The organism is Arminella tubonensis (genome assembly GCF_003240585.1).
Lineage (GTDB): Bacteria > Pseudomonadota > Alphaproteobacteria > Rhizobiales > Rhizobiaceae > Rhizobium > Rhizobium tubonense.
Genome location: NZ_PCDP01000069.1, coordinates 1 through 14,266, shown reverse-complemented (window position 1 = coordinate 14,266; position 14,266 = coordinate 1). Strand labels below are relative to the sequence as shown.

Annotated in this window: 10 protein-coding genes and 1 tRNA gene; 7 read left to right on the top strand and 4 right to left on the bottom strand. The window is 56.6% G+C overall.

All coding sequences use genetic code 11. The features are described from left to right. Window positions 1–107: 107 nt before the first annotated feature. Window positions 108–293 carry a hypothetical protein gene (locus CPY51_RS28615; protein ID WP_111163794.1) on the bottom strand — a complete coding sequence of 62 codons (186 nt, stop codon included), beginning with the start codon at window positions 291–293 and terminating at the stop codon, window positions 108–110. Window positions 294–502: 209 nt separating this feature from the next. On the opposite strand from CPY51_RS28615, the gene CPY51_RS28610 reads away from it, so the two are divergent. From CPY51_RS28610 to CPY51_RS28590, 5 genes are all read left to right on the top strand, one after another. Then, window positions 503–577, top strand: a tRNA-Thr gene (locus tag CPY51_RS28610). A gap of 85 nt (window positions 578–662) precedes the next feature. Then, window positions 663–2,369 carry a site-specific integrase gene (locus CPY51_RS28605; protein WP_244598815.1) on the top strand — a complete coding sequence of 569 codons (1,707 nt, stop codon included), beginning with the start codon at window positions 663–665 and terminating at the stop codon, window positions 2,367–2,369. A gap of 94 nt (window positions 2,370–2,463) precedes the next feature. Further along, a complete protein-coding gene (locus tag CPY51_RS28600) occupies window positions 2,464–4,056 on the top strand; it encodes a type I restriction-modification system subunit M (RefSeq protein ID WP_111163606.1) in 1,593 nt (530 codons plus the stop codon). Then, entirely contained in the window at window positions 4,040–5,320 is a 1,281-nt protein-coding gene (locus CPY51_RS28595) for a restriction endonuclease subunit S (RefSeq protein WP_111163605.1), read from the top strand. The genes CPY51_RS28600 and CPY51_RS28595 overlap by 17 nt, the downstream gene beginning before the upstream one ends. Before the next feature lie 3 nt (window positions 5,321–5,323). Continuing rightward, a complete protein-coding gene (locus CPY51_RS28590) occupies window positions 5,324–8,536 on the top strand; it encodes a type I restriction endonuclease subunit R (RefSeq protein ID WP_111163604.1) in 3,213 nt (1,070 codons plus the stop codon). 146 nt (window positions 8,537–8,682) lie between these two features. On the opposite strand, the gene CPY51_RS28585 is transcribed toward CPY51_RS28590, so the two are convergent. The 3 genes from CPY51_RS28585 to CPY51_RS28575 all read right to left on the bottom strand — a co-directional run bounded on the left by CPY51_RS28585 (window position 8,683) and on the right by CPY51_RS28575 (window position 11,968). After that, window positions 8,683–9,411, bottom strand: a complete 729-nt coding sequence (locus CPY51_RS28585; protein WP_195909644.1) for a hypothetical protein — start codon at window positions 9,409–9,411, stop codon at window positions 8,683–8,685. 163 nt (window positions 9,412–9,574) lie between these two features. Beyond that, on the bottom strand, window positions 9,575–10,930 hold the full coding sequence (locus CPY51_RS28580; RefSeq protein WP_111163603.1) for a hypothetical protein: 1,356 nt from the start codon (window positions 10,928–10,930) through the stop codon (window positions 9,575–9,577). Window positions 10,931–11,401: 471 nt separating this feature from the next. Then, window positions 11,402–11,968, bottom strand: coding sequence for a recombinase family protein (locus CPY51_RS28575; protein WP_111163602.1), 567 nt, complete (start codon window positions 11,966–11,968; stop codon window positions 11,402–11,404). A gap of 563 nt (window positions 11,969–12,531) precedes the next feature. Here CPY51_RS28575 and CPY51_RS28570 point away from each other — a divergent pair. Next, window positions 12,532–13,155: a hypothetical protein gene (locus CPY51_RS28570; protein WP_111163601.1), complete on the top strand. Its 624-nt coding sequence runs from the start codon at window positions 12,532–12,534 to the stop codon at window positions 13,153–13,155. 398 nt (window positions 13,156–13,553) lie between these two features. Further along, window positions 13,554–14,144 carry a PIN-like domain-containing protein gene (locus tag CPY51_RS28565; protein WP_111163600.1) on the top strand — a complete coding sequence of 197 codons (591 nt, stop codon included), beginning with the start codon at window positions 13,554–13,556 and terminating at the stop codon, window positions 14,142–14,144. The last annotated feature ends 122 nt before the right edge of the window (window positions 14,145–14,266 follow it).

The window sequence follows — 14,266 nt, the reverse complement described above, 5'->3', positions numbered from 1 at the left end:
GGCCGAGCCCGCCTTTCCTGAAAGTTCGAAGCCTTGAAAAAGGAAGGTGGTGTGTAGACGAAATAAGGTGGGGCTTCAATTCGTTTGGCGTGAGGCCGGACGTTTCATTACGATTCGTCCGTTTTTGCGGCAGGGAGCCCATCTGTTTCATCTGCCTGCCCGGCACGACGTGCGCGGACCTGCTGTTTTCGCCGTGCCAGATTCTCGCGCAGCTTCTCGGCCGCCCGCCCGCGCCGCCTTTCCGCCCCAAGGTCCGCCCGTGATTTCACCGGCCCACCGGCCTTGCTTTCCAAGGGCCTCGCGTCATCGGACACCGGCGCGCCACGCTCTGTCTGGTCTTTTTCCATAAGGTCTCCATAGCCGAAATCGACGCCCTTCAAAAGGCTTGGGCGCTTTTTCACCTGATGTTTCATGGAACTTGCCATTTGCGGCTTGCGCTTGCCCCCCAGCTGTGGCAATAGGCGCCTCGCTCGACACGGAACATCAAGCCGCGTCACAGAATGCTGCTATAGCTCAGGGGTAGAGCACTCCCTTGGTAAGGGAGAGGCCGAGAGTTCAAATCTCTCTAGCAGCACCAGTTTTCCTTGTTTCAATACAAGGACTTATCACAAAATCAATGGGTTACAGTTTCGTTTGCTCCAGCACACTGCTACAGCGGAGCCATGAACGACATGCCATTGCCCCCTCGCCTAATCAAACGCGGAAACGTCTATTGGTTCCGGTGTTCGATCCCCCGCGACATCAAAAGCTCCTATCCCAAAACGGAAGAAACGTTCTCACTGGAGACCCGGGATTACCAGGACGCACTAAAGAAGCTTCGGAAAGCCTCAGCAGAAGTAGACGACCGTTTCGACCAACATCGGCAGCTATTGTCACGGCAACTAGAACCCGCACTGGCGGAGCTGTCTGGCGCCCAGATCAAGCACGTCGAGGAAGTCTATTTCGCGCATCTGCTGGATGAGGACGAGGAGCTACGCCTTGCGGGCCTCGACGATCAGGATTTCGATGCTTACGGCGAACTGCTGGAAGATATGGACGCTGTCAATCGTTATGAGCTGGCCCGAGGCGCCCCATCAACCTTCCCCCTATCGGAAGCGGCGGAGGTTCTGACGTGGGACAATGTCGGCCTCAAGCTTGATCCAGCATCCCCGAGCTGGCCAAAGGTGGCGAGAGCGATCCTAAGCGCCAGTGTCCGCGCCACTGCTGCCAAACGACAACGCAACGAAGGGAACCCGGTTGAAACTCCGGTGCTGTCGCAAACCAAGCCGAAGGCCAGCGGACCGCTCGCCTCAACGCTGATTGATGAATGGGCCGCCGAAAAGAGCCGTGCCAAGGGCGGCTGGACCCCGGCAACCGCGAAGGCGAACCGTCTGTGGGCCGAACGTTTCATCGAAATGGCCGGAGACAGGCCGATGAACAATTATGGCAAAGCGGATGCCCGCGAGTTCAAGGCCGTATTGCTGTCGCTGCCGCCCAACTGGACCAAAATTAAAGTACTTGAGAAGCTTTCCATGAAGGAGGCGGCAAAGCGAGCCACCGAGTTGAGCCGTGAGCCTATGTCCGGGAAGAACGTGAACAAGGTTCTCGGGTTCGTACGAGCATTCTGGAACTGGGCTGAGGCGAACTACGACGATATCCCGACCAATCCCTTCGACGGACTGAACGTCAAGATTAGTGGCAAGGCCAGTGACGAACGCCACCCGTTCACATTGGCCGAACTGTCGACCATCTTCCGATCTCCTATTTACACAGGGTGCCGGAGCGGCCGCTACCATAACTCCCCGGGCGACCTGATCCCGAGCGACCAAGGTATTTACTGGGTGCCATTGGTCGGCCTATTCACTGGATGCCGCTCTGGTGAAATCATTCAGCTTCGCACCGAAGATGTGAAGGTCGAAGGAGGCATCGCCTACATCGAAGTTACCGACGAAGGTGAGGATCTCAATGTAAAGACAGGCGGCTCGCGTCGGCGTATCCCAGTTCACGAGGAGCTCAAAGACATGGGCTTCCTTACTTTCGTTGAACGGCAGCGCAAGCAGAAGCACAAGCGACTGTTCCCCGAGCTTCCGAAAGCTGCAGATGGCACCTACTCAACGGGTTACTCCACCAAATTCGGCAACAGCCTTAAGAAGCTAAGGATCAAGCATGGAAAGAATTCGTTCCATAGCTTCCGTCATAGCTTTGAGGATGCTTGTCGCAATAGTCGTATCCCGCTCGACTTCATGAACGCGTTGCAAGGTCACACTCAGAAAGGCATGGCCGGACGCTACGGAAACGGCCTCTACGGTCTGCAATTGCTTAACGAAGAAATGGCTAAGCTGCACTATGATGGCCTGGACCTGTCCCACCTCATATCCCGCAAGACCTGACCTTGCAGAGGTTGACGGCTAACACGCGCTCTTGCAAAGTTCCCGTCACCCGTTCGCCGCGTCTTCTAATTCTCAAATACTTAAGATTGAAATCATGTCATCAGACCTCAAGACGATCTCCGACAAGCTCTGGAATACTGCGGACAAGCTCCGGGCCAATTCCGGCATTCTCCCCGCCGAATACGCCCGTCCCGTCCTAGGCCTTCTATTCCTGCGACATGCAGACGAGCGGTTCTCTGAGGTCGAAGCTAGGCTTGCTCCGCGTGAAGGCTCGCGTATCCGTCCAGGCGCAGACGCCTACAAGGCGGAAGGAGCAATCTTTCTGCCGCCCGAGGCGCGGTTCTCGTTTCTGCTAAGCCTTCCAGAAGGCTCGAACCTTGGTCGCGCTCTAACGACGGCCATGCGCGAGATCGAGGCGAAGAACCCGGAATTGGCCGACGTTCTTCCCAAGACCTATCAGTCCATCCCCGACGATGTCATTGTTGAACTGCTTCGAGCACTCCAGCCGCTCAAGATTGCCGGTGACGCATTCGGTCATGTCTATGAGTATTTCATGGGCAACTTCGCCAAAGACACGATGCAGAAGGGCGGCGAGTTCTATACGCCCTCGTCCATCGTCCGGCTGATCGTCGAAATCATCGAGCCCTATCATGGTCGCATTTTGGATCCGGCCTGTGGCTCGGGCGGCATGTTCGTTCATTCGGCAGACTTCGTGAAGCGCCATCAGCGGGAACCTGACAAAGATCTGTCGATCTATGGCGTCGAGCGCACCCGAGAGACTTGGCGTCTCGCTCAGATGAACCTCGCAGTGCATGGCCTCTCCGGCAAGATCCTCGACGCCGACACTTATCGCGATCCGGTGTTTGAAGAGGTGATGCCGAAGAAGAACGACAAGGGCTGTTACGATGGACCGGGCGGCTTCGATTTCGTCATGGCCAATCCGCCCTTCAACGTGAAGGAACTAGACAAGAGCAAGCTGCTGGACATCGCCAACCGCTTTCCCTTTGGCGTCCCGAATGCCGACAATGCAAACTATCTCTGGATACAGTTCTTCTGGTCGCGGCTGAATGAGACGGGCCGCGCCGGGTTCGTCATGGCCAATTCTGCAGCCGATGCGCGAGGCGGGGAACAGGAAATCCGCAGGAAGCTGATCGAAAGCGGCAGCGTCGATGTCATCGTCTCGGTCGGGCCGAACTTCTTCCTCACGGTCACGCTTCCCTGCACCCTGTGGTTCTTCGACAAGGGCAAGACGAAGGGGCAAAGGGCTGACGAGGTGCTGTTCCTCGATGCCCGGCACATCTTCCGTCAGATCGACCGCGCCCACCGCGATTTCACGGAAGAACAGGTCGAGGCATTAGCCAACATCGTGCGGCTTTGGCGGGGCGAGGAGCTGGAGTTCTTCACCCAGTCCAAGGCGTGGCTGGAAGAGCGCTTCCCGGAGCTTGCCTATGGTAACGTCGCCGGTCTGTGCCGCAGTGCCACCCGTACCGAGATCGAGGCGCAGGGCTGGTCGCTGAACCCTGGGCGCTATGTTGGGGTCGCGGCCGGTGAAGCGAACGGCGAGGACTTCCGCGAGAAGCTGGGGGAGTTGCACGAAGAGCTGGAAGCGCTGAACATCGAGGCGGCACGGCTTCAACGAGCCATATCTCAGAATTTTTCAGAGGTGCTTTATGCTGAAGCTATCTGAGGAATGGGTTCTGATCCCGCTTAAGAACCTGGGCTTCTTGGGAAGGGGCAAGTCCAAGCATCGACCGCGCAATGACCCGTCCCTTTACGATGGAAAATACCCTTTCGTACAAACTGGCGATGTCACCCATGCCGAGTATTGGCTGACGGCGCACTCCCAGACGTACAGTGACAAAGGATTGGCTCAGAGTAAGCTGTGGCCAGCAGGGACCCTATGCATTACAATTGCCGCAAATATCGCGGAGACGGCCGTACTGACAGTTGATGCGTGCTTTCCCGACAGCGTAGTTGGATTTATTCCCGATCCACTTAAGGCAAACACCGCATTCATCAAGTACAGTTTGGACCTGTTAAAGCAGCGATATAAAGAAATTTCGCGTGGAACAACCCAAGATAACCTGAGCCTTGAGAAGCTGAACTCGATCCAAATTAGGGTCCCGCCGTTGTCAGTTCAGGATCGGGTCGCCGTCATCCTCCGTACTTACGACGACCTCATCGAGGTGAACCAGCGGCGCATTGCGATCCTTGAGGACATGGCGCGGCTGCAGTTCGATGAATGGTTCGTCCGCTTCCGCTATCCGGGCCATGACGCCGTGCCGTTGGTCATGACGGAACTTGGGAAGGTGCCTGAGGGGTGGTCAGTAAGCTCCCTAGACAACCTATGCGTCAAGATCACCGATGGGTCTCATTGGAGCCCGACCTCTCAACCGGCTGGAAAGTTGATGGCTTCCGTCAAGGATATGGGAGAGTGGGGCTTCGATTTAAGCAAGTGCCGGTCCATCTCGGACGAGGACTTTGACAAACTGGTTCGTAATGACTGCTTGCCATTGCTCGGCGATATTCTGGTCGCCAAGGACGGCGCAAATCTCAACAAGCATACTTTTCTGGTAACCGAGCAGAGGGACGACCTAGCCGTTCTGTCTTCCATCGCCATCATTCGACCAAACGAACAGGTGGAGCGAGAGTACTTGACGGCAGCTTTGAAGTCGCCGGACGTCAGTGCGCGAATAAAGCAGAGCGTATCAGGTGCGGCGATCCCGCGCATCATTCTAAAGGATTTCAAGAAACTTCCCATGATTGTTCCGCCACTGAAGCTACAATCGAAATGGGTTGCAAACTTCGCACCCTTAGCAGAGCAATGCAGAACGTTGACTTGCTCGAACTTCCGGCTCCGCGCCGCTCGCGACCTTCTTCTCCCGAAGCTGATCTCCGGGGAGATCGACGTCTCGGCCGCCTACGAGACCTTTGCCGAGGCGGCGGAATAGCCCGTGGTCGAGACCCCGAAGGAGATTGAATACGGCATTCCCGAGGGCACCCGCGCCACGCTGACCGGCTTCTCCGAGGACGGGCTGGTCGAGAAACCGGCAATCGAGCTTCTGGAAACGCTCGGCTGGAGCCACTTCAATCTCTATGAGGAGAGCTTCGGTCCCAACGGATCACCGTTTCGCGACACGCTGCGAGATCCCTATCTGACCAAGACGCTGCGCACCGCGCTTTCCCGGCTGAACCCCAACCTGCCCCAGGACGCGCTCGACCTCGCCTTCGACACCCTGACGCAGGACCGGGCATCAATGGTACCGATGGCCGCAAACCGGGAAGTTCTGGAACTGGTGCGGGACGGGGTCCATGTCGAATACCGCGACGATGACGGCGGGATAGCTAAGGAGCGGGTCCGTGTCATCGACTGGCGCGATCTCACCGCCAATGACTTCACCCTGATCTCGCAGGCCTGGATTTCCGGCGAACTTCACCGCCGCCGGACGGACCTGATAGGCTTCGTCAACGGAGTGCCGCTGCTCTTCATTGAACTGAAGGCCGGACACAGGCGGATCGAGGATGCCTATCGCGACAATGTCCGCGACTATCGTGACAGCATTCCGCAGCTCTTCCGGCCCAATGGGTTTGTTCTCGTCTCCAACGGGCTCGACACCCGGATTGGAGCATCGGCCTATTCGCCGTGGGACACCTACAAGGAATGGAAGCGGATCGATGACGAGACCGAGCCGGGCCGCATATCGCTCGAAACCGCAATCCGGGCCGCCGCCACGCCAGAACGCCTAATCGACCTTGTCGAGAACTTCCTCATTTTTGAGGAAACCAAGGACGGGCTCGTCAAGAAGATTGCCCAGAACCATCAGTTCCTCGGAGTGAACAAGGCAGTTCAGGCCGTGGCCAATCTTGGGGAGAACCAAGGCAAGCTCGGAGTGTTTTGGCATACGCAGGGTTCCGGCAAGAGCCTTTCCATGCTCATCTTCGCCCGGAAGGTTCTCCGCACGATGCCTGGTGCCTGGACCTTCCTAGTCGTCACCGACCGCGAGGAGCTAGACAAACAAATATCAGATTTCTTCGCCGCTTGTGGCGCTGTGACCAAGGATGTTCGGGAAGTCCGAGCCGGTTCCAAGGAGCACCTCAAGACGCTGCTACGCGGTAACGAGCGCTTTGTCTTTACGCTGATCCACAAGTTCGGCACGGCCAAAGGTGAGACGTTCCCGGTTCTCTCCGAACGGTCGGACATCATCGTCATTGCCGACGAGGCGCATCGCTCGCAATATGACACCTTGGCCGCTAACATGCGCCGAGCGCTACCGAACGCAGCCTTCATCGGCTTTACCGGCACTCCCCTTATGGCCGGAGAGGAAAAGACCCGCGACGTCTTCGGTGACTACGTTTCGACCTACACCTACCAGCAGTCGACCGAGGATGGAGCCACGGTTCCGCTCTACTATGAGAACCGCATCCCCGAGTTGGAGTTTGCCAACGAGACGTTCGCCGAGGATTTGGAGGCCGTCATAGAAGGGGCCGATCTCGACGAGGAACAAGAGCGCGAACTCGAGAAACGCCTCGGCACTCAGTATCATCTGATCACGCGCGAAGACCGGCTCGACAGGATCGCCGAGGACCTCGTTCGCCATTTCGTCGGTCGCGGTTATCGCGGCAAGGCCATGTTCGTGGCCATCGACAAGGCAACGGCAGTGCGCATGTACGACAAAGTTCGCCGGGCATGGGATGCCGAAGTCGGTCGCCGGGAGGCCGCCCTTGCTACAGCTCCAGCCGATCGGCGCGAGGCCTTGGCCGCTGTCATTGCCTTCATGCGTCGGACGGACATGGCAGTCGTGGTCAGCCAAGGTCAGAATGAGATCGCCGACATGGAGGCCAAAGGTCTCGACATTCGCACCCACCGGAGGCGGATGAACGAGCAGGACTTAGACGCCAAGTTCAAGAAGGGTAGCGATCCGCTTCGGCTAGTGTTCGTCTGCGCTATGTGGATTACCGGCTTCGACGTGCCGACGTGCTCGACCATCTATCTTGATAAACCGATGAAGAACCACACCCTGATGCAGACCATCGCTCGGGCCAACCGCAATGCGCCGGGTAAGAAGGCCGGTCTGATCGTTGATTATGTCGGCATCTTTCGTAATCTGGAGAAGGCACTGGCTATCTACGCCATTGGTGGCGCAACCAATGCCAAGCCCATTGCCGACAAGTCCGCGCTGGTCGAGGATCTTGCCGAAGCCATTAAAGAGGCACTTGCTTTTTGCCGGGCCAGGGACGTCGACCCGGGCGCGATCCTTGAGGTGACAGGGTTCGACCGGCTGGCGAGGCTTGGCGATGCTGTGGAAGCATTGAATGGTACCGACCCTGAGCGCCGCACATTCCTTTCCCTAGCTTTCAATGTCTGGAACACGTTCAAGGCTGTCCTCCCCGACGCCCGGGCCGAGCCCTACAGGAAGATTTCTGCAGCCGTCGAGGTCATCGCCCAGCGTATCCGCTCGCTCACCGAACGCCCAGACATCTCCGAGGTTGCAAGCAAGATTGAGGCGCTCCTCGACAATTCTATCGCTGGCGTCGAGATCACTGCTCCGATCCGCGAGGACGGGAATACGGACGGATTGTTCAATCTTTCTCAACTGGATATCGAGAGACTGCGTGCGATGTTCGCCACCGACAATCGTCAACGGACGGACACCCAGCGGCTTCGCCGGGCGGTCGAGGATCAACTTGCGGAAATGGCAGCTCGCAATCCAACACGCCGTGGCCTCGTCGAACGTTTCGAAGCTCTCGTCACACAATACAATGCAGGAAGCCTAACGGCCGCCGATTTCTTCAATCAGCTGTTGGCACTGGTCGGGGACTTGAATGCCGAAGACCAACGAGCGATCCGCGAGGGTTTGACTGAAGAAGAGCTGGCGATCTTCGACATCTTGACCCAACCGGAGCCGAAGCTTGAGCCAGAAGACGAAGACCTCGTGAAGCGCGTGGCCAAATCCCTACTGGAGAAACTCAAGGCTGAGAAGCTGGTTCTAGATTGGCGGCTCAAGGAACGTGCCAAGGCCGCCGTGAAAGCGACGATCCAGCAGCTATATGACGAGGGGCTTCCTCAGGCCTATGACCAAGGCGTGTTCGACGAGAAGGTTGAACGGACGTATCAGTGGGTATTCGAAAAGTACTCGGGTGGTTTGGGAACAAGCACGACCCAGTGACCGCTGCCATCGACCTCAACCAACCGAGGGCGTTGTCCACGACAACACGATGATTGGCAATCCGAGATGTCGGAACAGCCTTCCTCCGCAAATCGGTTTCAGCAGTATCTCCGCATGCGAGAGGTTTGCGGGGTAGGTCGTCCCGGCTAAGGCATATAGTCAATCCTGACGGGTCGCAGAAGACTAACTTCAATCGCGATCTTATGCTTAGCAGTCAAAAGCTCGAGGGCTCCCTCCAAATCTGCCCCCAGGTGTCGCAGGACCTGCCCGCGTGACCTCGGGTAGACATGGAGCTCCTTCGGTCCTCCTGCGGCGTTCGGCCATCGCTTGTGTGTCCCCGAAGCCATCTTGTGCACCAGCTTGGCCATCTGCACCCGCTTAAACTCGGCCTTGCTGTCTGGCTGCAGATCAGCGCGTACGGTCAATTCCAACGCAAGGCAAGCTTCAACGACCTTGCGAGGATCGACATTGGCCTTCCGAAGCCTAGCCCATGCTGCCTTTGCCCGTTCCTGCGACGAAAGACCGTTGAGCCGGAAGGCTTCGACGTGAGGACCGGCATTCATGTATAGCGTCTGGACGCGCTGGATGGCGTTCGTGACCCAGATGTCGTCCTTGTTCCCGTCAAGCCACGCCTTTGCGGTCTTGCGATGCGGAGCGATCTCCTTTGCCGTGTAGGAGCGCTTGTACGGGCTGCCATGGCGGCTGTGGCGATCGGCGTGGGATCGGCAGAAGAACGTGTCCAGACCGTCCTGTGTGGCTGCGCGGGAGGGCTTGCCGCAGCCCATTACACGACAGGTGTGGAACCGTAGGCTTGGTTCGGCTGCTCGTGTGGCGACCTCTTCCTTGCGGTCACGCTTTTTCGTCCAGTTTGCCATCTCTTACGGGCCCTACAATGAGTAGCACTTGGGTTGATATAAGGTTTACTAGTAGGCTTAGGTGGTTGTAAGGTTCCACCCGGTGAAGATGGTGTCGAAGGTGGCCCGTAGGTAAGGGGACTACCCCGAGAGGGGACCCCCTACTTAGGTCCAACCAAGGTCCCTAAGGGCTTAGCGAGACATCCACCATCCCAGGCAAGCCAACATGGTAGGAAAAGACATCAAGCATAACCAGCCCTGCCGCTTCTCGTGCGGAGGTGGCGACAAGGATCGCATCGTGAATGGGTAGCGCAACGATCCCCAGGCGCTTCAATTTCAGCAAGATGTCGACCATGATCTGGCTTTCCTGGAACTGGATGCGGTGCCCGATACCTTCGAAGAATAGGTCGGCGATTGCGGGGTGATGCCGTTTGATCGCTTCGGTGATGTCGGTGATCTTGGTCCCCTTCTGGAACTTCTTCCCCACGCCCCTTGGCATCCTGGTCAAAGGCTTGTCGCTAAAGACCATCGCATTGAACACGGTCTTCATGTCGCTGCGATACTCTTCAAAGCCAGGGATGACATAGAGGTCACCTGAAGGCGGAAGGACGCCCTTCATACCGTGGAGCTGCCGTGCGCTCATTTGGGAGTAGTCGAGCTCGGCTATGGCCTCACCGTCGATGACCAGCCGGTCAAAGCGGTCCTCCTTGCTCATGCCTTGCCAAAAGCCGTCGAAGAGGCGACCACCGCACCCCAATTCACCTCGGGTGAAGATGCGCCGAAGGGCTCTCTCGTCGGTGTCGGGGATGGGGCTTGTCTCGCCTTGGAAGCTTCCGTAGTCGAGATCGGCATTCCGCAGCCAGTCATTGATCTCCTGCATCTCACGCCGAAAGCGGATTGTGTCCTCGGTGTCCTCATAGTCGATGACATCCGCCTTGTCCCAGAAGTCCGTCTTCTTGTTCTTCAAGATGACCGTCTCGTTCACACCATGGAAGCCAAGGTCGGCGAAGGCCATATTCAGGTCCACCATGCTCTCCGTGAGGCGTGGACCTGGGCGAATGGTCGTCCGCCGCGCACCTTCCCCGTAGCCGTCGCCGATATCTTGCTCGATCCAGGCGAGTTCCGATTTGGCGAGCATATCCAAGACACGAGTGAAGGTTTTGCCCAAGACCCTCGGACGGTATCGGTTCCGTCGCCCAAGGACATCCTTGGAACGCGTGACGTAAATGCCGTTGAGACGCAGGTACAGCTTGTGGTGCATCAGGTCGCACAGGATGGCTTCTACCGTCAGTTCGAAGGTTTCCTGATCGTCCTTCTTCCGCTTGCGTTTACGGAGCCCGTGAAGCCCCTCATAGCGCTCAATGTCGACAATAGCGTCTGCGATGATCGCCTTGGACACTGCGGTCTTGGCAAACCGCCAAGGGCTGAACGGGCTATCCTTGGGCTTTTTCGTGTCCGGGGCGTCCACGTCGGCATCGTCGTCGGGAAGCAGCCAATTTTCAACAATGTCGATTTCGAAAGTGCGGGCTTGGTCAGTCAATGTGTCGTGTCTCGTCAATTAGTCAACATGGCCACCCCGCTTCCACGGACGCATAGGCGACCATGGGCGCAGACGAAGCCAACCGGCAGGTTCTGTCCCGGCCAACGGGCGGCGATCTACGCGTGCCCTTGCGGCCATGTGTGGGGCATTGCGCAGCCGAGGTCGCGGAGCCGGGTCGTACACGCGCCGAGGAAGATTGCCAAGCGCCTATCGCCTTCAAGACTTGCGCCCATGGCCAGAACGGCATTGAGATGGCTGTCTACGCAACTTCCGCCCGTACACGCTTGGCCACTTGGCCACCGTCATCCTGCTCACGCCGGTCAAGGCTTGCACGTCGGTCCAGCTCTTGCCAGCCTTGAGCAACTCGCCAACATGTCCGTTCCGCTTGGTGTCTTCTGCCTTGCCCTTGAACTTGACGGCCTTCCCCCCAGCGCTGGTTCTCCGCTGCAGCTCCTGACGATGCCAGCGTATTCAGCCGTTCTCGACGGCTTGTCCTCCAAGCGCACGATATACTGAAGCCTTCGACATGCCGGTCTTCGCCATGATCTCCTTGACGGTCACCCCGGCCTCCTTCAGTTCCCTGATGGTCACCACGGTCTCTTCGGTCATCTTCGGGTGCCGTCCGAACTGCACGCCCTTGGCCTGCGCAACCTTGATCCCGTCGGCCTGACGTTCCTTCCTGATGTTGTTCTCGAACTCGGCAACGCTCGCCAAGATTTGAAGCGTAAGCTTCCCGGTGGACGAGGTCGTGTCGACGCTCTGGTCCAAGACCTTGAACTCGACACCCTTGGCAGCGAGCTCATCAATGATGTTCAGAAGGTCGCGTGTCGATCTGGCAAGGCGGTCGATCTTCGTCACGAGGAACACATCGCCCTCACGGCAGTACTCGATGGCCTTCTTCAACTCTGGGCGCTCCCGGTCCACACCCGACTTCTTCTCTTGGAACACCTTGGCAGGTTTCAGCGCCGCCAGCTTCTCCAACTGCACGTCGAGGGACTGTCCGGTGGAGGATACGCGGGCGTAGGCTACGATGCTCATGATGCCGTCTCTCTTGTCTAAGGGTTTTGGAGAACAAGCCTATGAGACATGTGAGAGACGCTGTCAACCGCCTCCGTCCACAATTCGTCTCTCAACTATACATTTTGAGACCATAGTTATAGCATTCCCATGCTCGAGGTCTTTCGCCTCCATTTGGGTATTTCGCGTCCATTTATCGGGTGAGCGGACCCTGGACCGCAATTAAGACAGCACAGCAATTCGTTCTGTTAGCAGTGCGTTAGCGGTTCACAACTATAACGCTACAACCCGGGACGAGGGGATGGGCCTTAATGAGATTTCCGCTGATAGTCACTCGTATAGCCTGCAGTATCGCGGCTTCTGATCGTCTGTCGATTGCGATTAGCGCAGGGATGCGGTTCGACCGCCGTCGGCGACAAAGCGAGGTCGAGACGCCGGATGGCTTGAGGCCGTTCTACGGCCAATCAAAGTGAGCGTTACCCCTATGGCCTCAATAGCGTCCCCCTAAGCCGTGCATCGCTTCAAGAAACATTGCCTCAAACCCGTTGCCTCCATCTTCTTACAAGAACCGAAGTGAGTTTTCGATGAACCTCGACACCGCGATGCGTGAAGCTGCCAAGTCAGCCGACAAGGCTGCGCAACGCGCCATGCTCAAATATGCCAACGGGCTTGTCACAGACGAAGATGATCTTACAGGCGTTCTTATCGGCAACCTCGACGCCACGTTCGACAAGAGCATTGCCGGTTTACAATGGTCCAGCTCCATCCTACGTCACCGCAAAGGGAGCGCTGCCGAGGAAAGTCGCATCGGGGCCGACATGGTAATACATGTTTCCCTTTCGACGCCTATTCAAAAGTATTCCAAGGCTGTCTTAATACAGGCAAAGCGCCATGAACCCAACTTTAAGATGTCGACGAAGGATCATAACGATCTCGTTCAACAGTGTGGAAAGATGTTAGGGGTAACGCCGGCATCCTTCGTTTTTGACTACACAAAGAACGACATGAGGGTTGCGTCTGCGAGCAAGATACAGGGGTCGTCAAATCGCGACCTATATCGTGCATGCAACTGGACTTCCTACCGGTTTTTCTGGGAGCTTTTTAGGAGCCCTATTGGTGACCCTAACCTCACAAGCGCAAAAGTCAGTGATCTGCCTGTTCCCAACATTCTAAAATTAACCGTAACAGGTGACGTGAACGAAGACTGACTTCGCTCTGAGGACCACCCATGGCGAAGGGGGTCCACCGGGGGGATGTCCTAACGAACAACCTTTTCTAATGCCACCTCGGAATTTTACATCAAAATCATTCTGCATTTTGGATCGTATTAAAGCATGTGCTGCGGCAAGTGGTTGTGTTATCCGACTTGAAGTTGCTACAGCAGCATGCTACATCGAACTCAATGCAGCCGAAGCTAACTATCTGATTTTTATGTAAAATAGCGGCGTTGTGAGAAAATTCAAATCTCTCTAGCAGCACCAGTTTATCCCCCGGAAATCGTTCAGCCATTGAACTTTAAGGCTTTGGACACCGCTCCTGAGTATATCTGAGCGGTACCGTCGTTTTTGGCTACAGCCGACTGCGTTGCCAGTTCAGGGGCATAAGAATGAGACTTGCGCTTCACGAGTATTTTCGTCCGTCGAAAGAGGAATTTGAAGCACTTTGGGCGCATGCCTTAATAACATTCGACGCCAGCTCGCTTCTCAATTTGTATGGATACTCCGCAGAAACAAAAAAAGATCTGGTCGCGGCTTACGAAAATTTTGCCCCGCGTATTGTCTTGCCTTACCAGTTTGCGCTCGAATACAGCCGCAACCGAGCTAAAATAATCAGCAAGCAGATAGCAAATTTCCAGAAAGCTCAAAAAGACCTTGAAGAGCTCCTTAAGAAACACGAATCTAGACAGGAACAGCCATACCTGTCTAGTAAGTCCGTGAAGGCCGTGGAATCAATTTTAAAAGAGCTTGCCCAAGGCAAGTCTCGACTAGAGAAATCGATGGCTGCTGATGAAGAGTCAGATCTTTTGCTTTCCCTCTTTGATGGCAAAATAGGACCCGAGCCCACACCGGACCAGCTCAGTGCGCTTTATGCTGATGGCAAAAAGAGATTCGACAAGGAAGTTCCTCCTGGCTTCAAGGACATCAAAGAGAAGGGAGAGCCCGACTGCTATGGCGATTTCATCGCGTGGAGCCAGTGACCTGCCACTGAACTTTCATCCGGCAGCGATTAGAGCCTCGGCGGTTTTGGATACGCCAATTGGCGCGGTGTAAGCAACCGGCGGAAACGCGAAGCTTCCATCTCGCGCAGCGTTGGAGCCGG

What these genes read in the sequence shown, in the direction of transcription:
- CPY51_RS28605 (WP_244598815.1), top strand. Translation starts at nt 663, where the DNA reads ATGAACGACATGCCATTGCCCCCTCGCCTAATCAAACGCGGAAACGTC.
- CPY51_RS28600 (WP_111163606.1), top strand. Translation starts at nt 2,464, where the DNA reads ATGTCATCAGACCTCAAGACGATCTCCGACAAGCTCTGGAATACTGCG.
- CPY51_RS28595 (WP_111163605.1), top strand. Translation starts at nt 4,040, where the DNA reads ATGCTGAAGCTATCTGAGGAATGGGTTCTGATCCCGCTTAAGAACCTG.
- CPY51_RS28585 (WP_195909644.1), bottom strand. Translation starts at nt 9,411, where the DNA reads ATGGCAAACTGGACGAAAAAGCGTGACCGCAAGGAAGAGGTCGCCACA.
- CPY51_RS28575 (WP_111163602.1), bottom strand. Translation starts at nt 11,968, where the DNA reads ATGAGCATCGTAGCCTACGCCCGCGTATCCTCCACCGGACAGTCCCTC.
- CPY51_RS28570 (WP_111163601.1), top strand. Translation starts at nt 12,532, where the DNA reads ATGAACCTCGACACCGCGATGCGTGAAGCTGCCAAGTCAGCCGACAAG.
- CPY51_RS28565 (WP_111163600.1), top strand. Translation starts at nt 13,554, where the DNA reads ATGAGACTTGCGCTTCACGAGTATTTTCGTCCGTCGAAAGAGGAATTT.